Origin of the sequence: Streptomyces sp. SID13726 (assembly GCF_010548375.1) — a bacterium.
Lineage (GTDB): Bacteria > Actinomycetota > Actinomycetes > Streptomycetales > Streptomycetaceae > Streptomyces.
In genome coordinates this window covers 1-423 of record NZ_JAAGLY010000549.1, presented here as the reverse complement: position 1 = coordinate 423, position 423 = coordinate 1, and the positions used below count along the sequence as shown (strand labels likewise).

At 71.2% G+C, this 423-nt stretch carries 1 protein-coding gene; it reads left to right on the top strand.

Annotated features, from left to right (window positions below; translation table 11 throughout):
• On the top strand, positions 1-423 hold a 423-nt coding region (locus G3I78_RS49060; protein WP_164437151.1), incomplete at both ends, for an MFS transporter.

The following is a 423-nucleotide window of genomic DNA, read 5'->3' as shown; positions in this document are numbered from 1 at the left end:
CTCGCCGACCTCGCTGGCCCTGATCACCACGACGTTCGCCGAAGGCCCTGCGCGCAACCGCGCGTTCGGCGTGTTCGCCGCCGTCTCCGCGGGCGGCGGCGCGATCGGCCTGCTGGCGGGCGGCATGCTCACCGAGTGGCTCGACTGGCGCTGGGTGTTCTTCGTCAACGTGCCGATCGGCCTGCTGATCGCCGTGCTCACGCCGCTCTACATCACCGAGTCCGAGCGTCATCCGGGCCGCTTCGACATCGCGGGGGCCCTCACCTCCACCGGCGGCATGGCCTCCCTGGTCTACGGATTCATCCGCGCGTCCGAGGACGGCTGGCGCGACGGGGGCACCCTCGTCTCCTTCGCCGTGGCCGTCGTCCTGCTGGGACTCTTCGTGGCCGTCGAGTCGCGGGCCCACGAGCCGATCATCACGTT